The sequence below is a fragment of the Peribacillus sp. NPDC096622 genome (assembly GCF_044762665.1).
Lineage (GTDB): Bacteria > Bacillota > Bacilli > Bacillales > DSM-1321 > Peribacillus > Peribacillus frigoritolerans_B.
Window position 1 is genome coordinate 1 of the sequence record NZ_JBIWES010000047.1, and the last position, 7,848, is coordinate 7,848.

The following is a 7,848-nucleotide window of genomic DNA, read 5'->3' on the forward strand; positions in this document are numbered from 1 at the left end:
TAGTAAGAAGTCAATAGTTATTATTTCTTTCAGCAATCAGCCAAAAGCGATGAAGTTTTTCGTTTGTCTTAGTTGGTGCTTATTTATATTAATCCTTTCCTACCAATAAGTCAACACATTTCATGCATTTTCTTATTTAATGATTTAATTAATTATTTAGAGGTATAAATGTGCCTTTCTCACCTTGGCTTCCGCTTAAAAAAATGATTCAATCATTTATCCCATCCATTTTCATTAAATCAAATCCCTGTTTGAAATACTCTCCCCTTCGACTAAGTAATGCCTTTGGCAAAATCATAAAGCCTGCAAGTGATCGTAATGGCAATAACAACTGGATAATATGAGGAAACTTTAGATGTATGAATCCAATACTGAAAACTGATTGCTCCTTTCGGATAGTTTGATTTAACTCACGGGATTCCATTGTCCAAATATTAAAAAATTTTTTTACAATTTTACTTTCTTGTACTATAATAAATATATTTTAAAATTTTCAGGAGAGACTTTTAATCATTATAAAAATAGTTGGGAGAGGGATTTATAAATGATTAATAAAAACACATCTTTGAGGATGCAAAGTATCGTTTTTATTGGCTTTATGGGGGTAGGAAAAACGACGATCGGACAGAAAGTAGCAAGGAAATTATATAGGGACTTTATTGATATAGATCAAGAAATTGAAAAGGAATTCAATATGCCCACTACGGAAATATTCAAGAAGTTTGGGGAAAAAACTTTTCGCGAAAAAGAAAAAAGTGTGATTGAAAGCTTTAGTCAACAACAATTGAAAATCATTTCAGTTGGAGGCGGGGCATTTTTACAAGAGGATATACGGAATATCTGTTTATCCAATTGCATTGTCTTTTACCTGGACTTGTCTTGGGAATACTGGAAAGAGAGAATAGGCTTGCTTATTGATAGTAGACCTGTTTTACAAAGTCGGTCCCTTGAGGAAATCGAAGAACTCTTTTACACCAGACAGGAAATATACTCTTATCATCATTCAAAAGTGAATACCAATGATCTTGATGTTGATGAAGTGGCAGACTTTATAGTCGATTCATTGAAAGTGGCCTGGGATATTTATGAACCGCTTAAGTAAGGCCAAACTTTTTGATATGTAATCAATGTTCCCAATAAAAGAATAATAGAAAAGATGAAAAGGGTACAGCGGTATGGATACGTAACCTCCTGTAAACTAATCACCTTTTTATTTTTCTTTTTTAGGAAGACTCTCTAATAATCAGTTCTGGATTCAATATGATTCGCTGTTGTTCACGTTCAATTTTCTCCATTTGCTGATACAGGAGATTCGCCGCCTCTTTCCCAATACGTCTAGGGAATGAGGAAATGGTCGTTAGCGGAGGATGATAGATTTCTGCGACTGGAACGTTATCGAACCCTACGATATCTATATCTTTTCCAGGATTAATTCCTTTCATCATTAATCCTTGCATAACACCGAAGGCAATTAAGTCGCTAAAGCAAAAAATCGCGGTAGGCGGATCGGGATTATCAAGTACTTTCAAAACAGCCTCAAGCCCTCCTTCCCGTGTAGGGGCACTATCTATCACCAACGATTCATCCACTTCCAATCCAGCTCTTGAAAGAGCTTCACGGTATCCCTCCATTCTCTCGATCCAAGTAGAAGATTCCTTGATGCCACCAAGGAGCGCAATTCTTTTATGCCCCTTTCCAAGGAGGTGATCAACAGCGATTCTGGCTCCTTCTGGATAGTCTATGCCTACATAGTCACTATTCACTCCAGGCAGTTCCCTAACAGCAAGCACCATCGGCGTGTCAATTTCATTTAACCGTTCAATTGTATCTTGTGAGCTTTCAGAGACAGGACAAAGTATCAGGCCACCCACCCTATGTTCCATCATGGTTGAAAGGAGATGATCTTGCTTGGCAACCGAGTCGAAAGTAGTCCCCAACAACACTGTATATCCGACCTCATCCAATGCATCGTGAACCCCTATCAGGAATTCAGAAAAAAAGGTATTTGATATGTCGGTAATAATGATTCCTACAGTATCTGAACTCTGCGACCTTAGGTTCGCTGCAATTCTATCGTAAACATAACCCAATTCATGCATGGATTTTAATACCTTTTTTCGCGTCGCTTCCGATATTCGAGGGTTATTGCGAACGATAAGGGAAGCAGTGGATGTGGATACCCCAGCATGTTTCGCTACCTGTTGCAGCGTGACCCGCCCTTTTTTGGATTGTTTCATAGTTCAATCACCATCTTGAATGTATTTTTGATGTACTTATTATTATCATGTTCTTACTATAATAATAATATAGTTACTGTCATTATTACACCCTTGCTTTTGGAACATGGGTATGCCATTGATTAATACTCACTCCAAAACACCTATATCCAAAATTCATAAGCCCCAAAAAAAACACCCTCCTTATTCTAGTTAGATGGAGTTTTAAGTAAATCCTTTATATTTAGCCATGGTTAAATATGGTCTGGTGCTGTGTCAATTTTTTATACCGGTAATATACAAAAGCTGCAGCCAGGATTCCTATGGTAGCAATAAAGCAATCAAAAAGAAATATATGCGATATATCCCCACTCTTAGCGATCAAGCCCGTTGCAATTGGTAAAATGACGCTCGCCAAACTGGATGCTGTCGCAACGATCCCTGTTACAGTTCCTTTTTTTCTCCAGAAAAGTTCAGTCATTATCGCAATGGTTAATTGAAATATCCCAGCTGTCGAGGCTCCAAGGAAAAAGGAGCTAATACTTAAGACAATAGGTGAATGAATCGTTAATATGATGATTACCGTAATTAAGGTAATCATTGGATAAAGCAATATCACCGTCACGGGCTTAATCCATTTGTTTAATAAGATGGATAATAGCAGGACGGAAATCAGTGATCCAACACTATAGTAACTCAATAATTTAATTGCACTTGCAGATGGCATCCCTGCGACTTCCTGGCCGAAACTCGGTAACCAGATTTGCGAAACTGTAAATAACGCAGTTGATGTAAACCCAATTATGATCAGTGCCACTCCTTCGATCCAAAATTTAGGTTCAGTTATGAACCTGTTACTCTGCAAATCCTCCTCTTGACTGACAGCATCGGTTTTGCTTTTTGGAAATGAAGCGGACAAAACCAAAAACATATTCATGAAATAGATGACAGCCGGTAATAAAAATGCAAACCCGTAAAATAATTGGTTCGTAGTAAGAAACAAGATGATGAATGGCAGGATGGTAGCACCAAGCGAACCAAAAGCCTTAACCATAACACTTGCGGAACCAGCGGATTCAGGAAACATTTCAGTTAGCGCCGGATATGTACCAGCATCCATGGCTGAGTTGGAAATTCCCGCAAGTAATGCAAATACAAAGGCCATTTCATATGTGGGGGAAAATGGAATCCCAATTAAAAAAACTCCCATTATAACCGAAGAGACAATGATTAATGGCTTTCTTCCAAATTTATCTGATAATACTCCAGTGAGACCATACGTGAGTAATCTGCCTATTCCTATTGCTGCAATAAGATAACTAATGCCAGTAGAGTCCGTGCCCCATTGTTCTGTTAAAGAGGGCATGTTTGACGCGAGAATTATATTAACCATCCCCAGCAGAAAATAGTTAATATACATACCAGATGCCGCTTTAAAATACTGATTTTTCATTATTACACCCCTATAATAAATCACGTTGTGTTTCTCCCATAGAACACTTTAATGCACAATATAATTACATTGAAGCCTCCCCTTTATGTTATCCATTTAGATGAAAACCACTTTTCAAAAAAAAACGCTAAGAAAAACAAGGGATTTCACTCCCTGCATTTCTTAGCTCCGAGGTTTCTGCACTCAATTTTTGTAATCATTTATCGAAAGATGCAATGAGTATGAAAAAAACCTCTATTTGGAGAAAATCTCCAGAGTGGAATCTTTTTATTCTGCAAACAATTGCTCTTTGATGTAATCAACAGGCATTTGTTGGCCTGTCCATAATTCAAAGGCCAATGCACCTTGCCAAAGCATCATCCCAAGACCATTAATGGCTGTAGCACCCACAGCCTCAGCTTGTTCCATTAATTTAGATTTTCGTGGGATGTAAACAACATCGGTTACGATTAAATCTGGACGCAGCATTGATTCGTCTTGAATGACACTTAAGCCTTCAAGTGGTTTCATGCCAACGCCGGTTCCATTTGCCAAAATATCACTAGTTGCGATTTCAGCCTTTAATTGTTCAACATTTTCAAGAGGGTATACATTGGCTTTCACATTTAAATGCTTCATATCTTCATTGATGATTCGTACATTCTCTTCTGCTTGCGGGAAGAAAGCATCATCACGAGCAAAAATGCTGATTTCCGCCACACCTTCCAGCGCAGATTGAATGGCAATTGGAGTAGCAGCCCCACCAGAACCGATAAGAGTCATTTTCTTGCCTTTAATATCAATACCATGTTCTTTTAGGTTCCGGGTATATCCCATTCCATCGGTGCTGTGCCCTACGAACTTTCCATCGACATTGACGACTGTATTAACGGCCCCAGAGAATTTAGCACTGTCCGCCAATTCATCAAGATATGGAAGGATCTTCATTTTATTAGGCATGGATACGTTAAATCCTTTTACATTTAATGCACGCATCCCTTTGACTGCATCTTCCAGCTCTTCATTTCCAACCTCAAATGCTAAATAGGCGCAATTCAAGCCTAATTTATCGAAAGCTAAATTATGCATGGCAGGTGATAAAGAATGTCCGATAGGTGTTGCCAGCAATCCTACTAATTCTGTTTTCCCATTGATTCTTCCTAGATTTTCCATGATCTATTCCCCCTGGTTTTTTAAACATTATATAAATTCCTTCTTGGAAAGAATTCCTTCTTGGAAAGAATTATGAGTTAAATATTTTGATCAATGATTTCCAATACATCTCTTAATTGAGTGACAGGAATTTGTCCTGGTGCAGATGCTTCTTTTCCGGCACCGAATGTACAAGCAGATCCAAACACCGCACCTGATAATCGACTGACCAGGCCTGTTCCCGACATTGACATCGTAATGAATGGGCGATCGGAATACTTTGTTTTCATCGTGTAAGTTGCATCCAATAAAACGAGTAAGTCACCAACCGTTTGGGGCATTACAGCGATTTTTGGAATATGGGCCCCAAATTCCTGCATTTTACGCAATCGGTAAATGATTTCTTCTTTTGCTGGTGTCTTATCGAAATCATGGTTACACATCACTACGTATACGCCATTTTCCTCAGCTACCTTCACAGTCTCCTTCACTGATGATTCCTCAAAAAACAACTCCACATCGACAAGATCAATATTCTTCGTTTTAATTGCTGTATGAAGAAGTTGGAAATAATAATCATCGCTGATTTCCTTGTTTCCGCCCTCTTTATGGCTTCTAAAAGTGAAAAGCAGCAAAGTGCCGGGAACAGCACTTCTAAGTTTTGAAATCATATCCGAAACAGCTTCTAAGCTTTCGACTTGTTCAAAGACATCTACTCTCCATTCAATGATATCCGGCCGTAGCGCATTTACCGTTTCAACTTCTTTAAGCAGTTCTTCTTCAGTTGTCCCCATTAGTGGAACGATGATTTTTGGAACCCCTTCTCCGATCGTTACGTCTTTGATCGTGATTGTTTGCATGGATGTTTCCCCCTTTTTCATTATCATCAGTGGGGTTCATGCCACACTGATGTTCGGTTAGACCGTTTAATTGGAAACCTTAATTACCTTTTTGTATCGATAGGCAACGAATACGGCCAATAAAATACTAACTACCGCAATTGCCACATCAAACAAGAAGACCTCAGTTAACCCAGCACTCTTGGAAATGATACCTGTAACGAAAGGTATGATGATAAAGGCTGAACTACCTGCAATGTTTACATATGAAGTAATCGTCCCTTTATTGGCAGGGAAGAATTCCGTGATTATTGTCATAGCTAATTGGAACACGCCTGCAGTTGAAAGCCCTATGAAGAAAGCGCTCAAAACGGTTATAAATGGTTGCTGGATGTAAATGAGTGACAATAATGATAATGCTGCAATGACCGGATAGATAATCATGACGGTAATGGGCTTAATTACTTTATTCAATAGAACTGCTAGTAATATGACAGAAACAAGGGAGCCAATGCTGTAATAACTAAGCAACTGAACAGCCTTAGCTTGGGTCAGCCCCAATACATCTTGTCCGAAGTTCGGGAGCCAGACTTGAACCAGCATGAATAATGCAGTTGATGTGAAGCCTAATAGTATGACGGCCAGACCTTCCTGAGCAAACTTCGGTTTTGAGAGGAATTGGTGTTGAACCGGCACAGCTTGTTCATCATTTTGAGTTTGGCTCTGAGCTTTATGATCCGGGAATGAAACCTTAAGCAGGAAAAATCCATTAACAAGATAAACAGCAGCCATTAAGAAGAATGTATACCCGTAAAACATATCTCTAGCTATAAAGAACGCCATGATAAATGGAAGAAGTGCGGCACCGACCGAAACGAACGCTTTTATTAATACGGTAGCTGAACCAGCTTTCTTTTGAAAAGCCTCAATAAGAGCTGGATACGTACCTGCATCCAAAAATGAATTGGCAATACCAGCACATACAGCAAATATAAATGCCAATGTATAGTTAGGAGCTAATGGTATACCTATGAGGAAAATCAGGTAGATAAAAGATGCAGAAACAACAAATGGTTTCCTTCCTAATTTATCCGACAGTCTACCGGCGAAAAACAAAGAAACTAACTTACCGATTCCTATGGCAGAGACCAAGTAACTTATCCCCGAGGCACTTGTATTTAATTGATTAGACAAATTTTCCATATTTGACCCAATGATAATATTGATCATGCCTAAAATAAAATAGCTAATATATAAACCTGTGGCCATTTTTATAAATGGATTTTTCATGAAACACACCCCTATTAAAAAAATTATCGAAATGCAATTTGATTCTTAAGCCTTTCAGAAGTTGCCCCCTTGCCCCATACCATAAATTTAAGAAACATAATTACGTACTAAATAAAATAATAAACTTCATTAGGTAAACCGGCTTAAGTTAGTACATCGTTCTACTAACTCAGCATGACTAATATATCGTTCTACCAATAACCAATTGGTATATCGTTCTACTAACACTTTAAGCGATTAGAAAAGTATTTGAATTAACACTTATGCTAACGATAATTAGTTAAATTTATTTAGTATATCGTTCTACTGAATTATTATACTGCGCTAATTTAATTGTGTCAAACCCATGAAGCAGCCCTTAATAACTATAGCGCGATTCCTCATACTCATTATTTTTAAATTCCGAAGTGCTCATTTTGGATCTCATTTACCTTAAAAGTTCAGCCATACCTTGAATTTATTACTGTTCATACAAGATGAAGAATACCTTTTATTTGCAGTGGCACAAATTATTTTATCCTATTATGAGGGCTTCCTTCTATTATGATATCCCCCACTTTTTTAGTTACCAATTTCTGAATAAATTTCTTTTTAGCTAAAATATATATACTTCTGCTTATTTAAATCCAATTATCCAGTTATTCAATCGATTTTAATAACCCAATGTCCAAGTAAGGCTGCAATAATATGTCGCTTATATCCTAAGTTTAGGATGGTCAAAACGATCTAAATTTAAAATGATAAACACTTTTCGATTTCAGCCCCTCATGGTGATATAACAACTTTCATATATAATTAACAGGGCTTCATAATTTGTTCTTAACGCAAAAAAAGACCAGCCGGATGGCTGATCTTTTTAAATGGCTTGGCGGCGTCCTACTCTCACAGGGGGAAACCCCCAACTACCATCGGCGCTGAA

The 7,848-nt window shown here is 37.9% G+C and carries 6 protein-coding genes; 1 reads left to right on the top strand and 5 read right to left on the bottom strand.

Annotated elements, in window-relative coordinates; all coding sequences use genetic code 11:
• Positions 1 to 544: 544 nt before the first annotated feature.
• Positions 545 to 1,102 carry a shikimate kinase gene (locus ACIQYG_RS26635; protein ID WP_402844527.1) on the top strand — a complete coding sequence of 186 codons (558 nt, stop codon included), beginning with the start codon at positions 545 to 547 and terminating at the stop codon, positions 1,100 to 1,102.
• 121 nt (positions 1,103 to 1,223) lie between these two features.
• On the opposite strand, the gene ACIQYG_RS26640 is transcribed toward ACIQYG_RS26635, so the two are convergent.
• The 5 genes from ACIQYG_RS26640 to ACIQYG_RS26660 all read right to left on the bottom strand — a co-directional run bounded on the left by ACIQYG_RS26640 (position 1,224) and on the right by ACIQYG_RS26660 (position 6,929).
• The gene (locus ACIQYG_RS26640; RefSeq protein ID WP_402844530.1) at positions 1,224 to 2,237 is read right to left on the bottom strand and encodes a LacI family DNA-binding transcriptional regulator; all 1,014 of its coding nucleotides are present in this window, start codon (positions 2,235 to 2,237) and stop codon (positions 1,224 to 1,226) included.
• Between the two features lie 223 nt (positions 2,238 to 2,460).
• Positions 2,461 to 3,669 (bottom strand): MFS transporter, encoded by a 1,209-nt coding sequence (locus tag ACIQYG_RS26645; RefSeq protein ID WP_402844532.1) that lies wholly within the window; start codon positions 3,667 to 3,669, stop codon positions 2,461 to 2,463.
• A gap of 267 nt (positions 3,670 to 3,936) precedes the next feature.
• The gene (locus ACIQYG_RS26650) at positions 3,937 to 4,821 is read right to left on the bottom strand and encodes a shikimate dehydrogenase (RefSeq protein ID WP_095396114.1); all 885 of its coding nucleotides are present in this window, start codon (positions 4,819 to 4,821) and stop codon (positions 3,937 to 3,939) included.
• Positions 4,822 to 4,898: 77 nt separating this feature from the next.
• Positions 4,899 to 5,660 carry a type I 3-dehydroquinate dehydratase gene (gene aroD, locus ACIQYG_RS26655; protein ID WP_402844536.1) on the bottom strand — a complete coding sequence of 254 codons (762 nt, stop codon included), beginning with the start codon at positions 5,658 to 5,660 and terminating at the stop codon, positions 4,899 to 4,901.
• Positions 5,661 to 5,726: 66 nt separating this feature from the next.
• On the bottom strand, positions 5,727 to 6,929 hold the full coding sequence (locus ACIQYG_RS26660) for an MFS transporter (protein WP_402844539.1): 1,203 nt from the start codon (positions 6,927 to 6,929) through the stop codon (positions 5,727 to 5,729).
• Between the last annotated feature and the right edge of the window lie 919 nt (positions 6,930 to 7,848).

Coding starts and splice junctions, on each gene's coding strand:
- ACIQYG_RS26640 (WP_402844530.1), bottom strand. CDS start 2,237: ATGAAACAATCCAAAAAAGGGCGGGTCACGCTGCAACAGGTAGCGAAA.
- aroD (WP_402844536.1), bottom strand. CDS start 5,660: ATGCAAACAATCACGATCAAAGACGTAACGATCGGAGAAGGGGTTCCA.
- ACIQYG_RS26635 (WP_402844527.1), top strand. CDS start 545: ATGATTAATAAAAACACATCTTTGAGGATGCAAAGTATCGTTTTTATT.
- ACIQYG_RS26645 (WP_402844532.1), bottom strand. CDS start 3,669: ATGAAAAATCAGTATTTTAAAGCGGCATCTGGTATGTATATTAACTAT.
- ACIQYG_RS26660 (WP_402844539.1), bottom strand. CDS start 6,929: ATGAAAAATCCATTTATAAAAATGGCCACAGGTTTATATATTAGCTAT.
- ACIQYG_RS26650 (WP_095396114.1), bottom strand. CDS start 4,821: ATGGAAAATCTAGGAAGAATCAATGGGAAAACAGAATTAGTAGGATTG.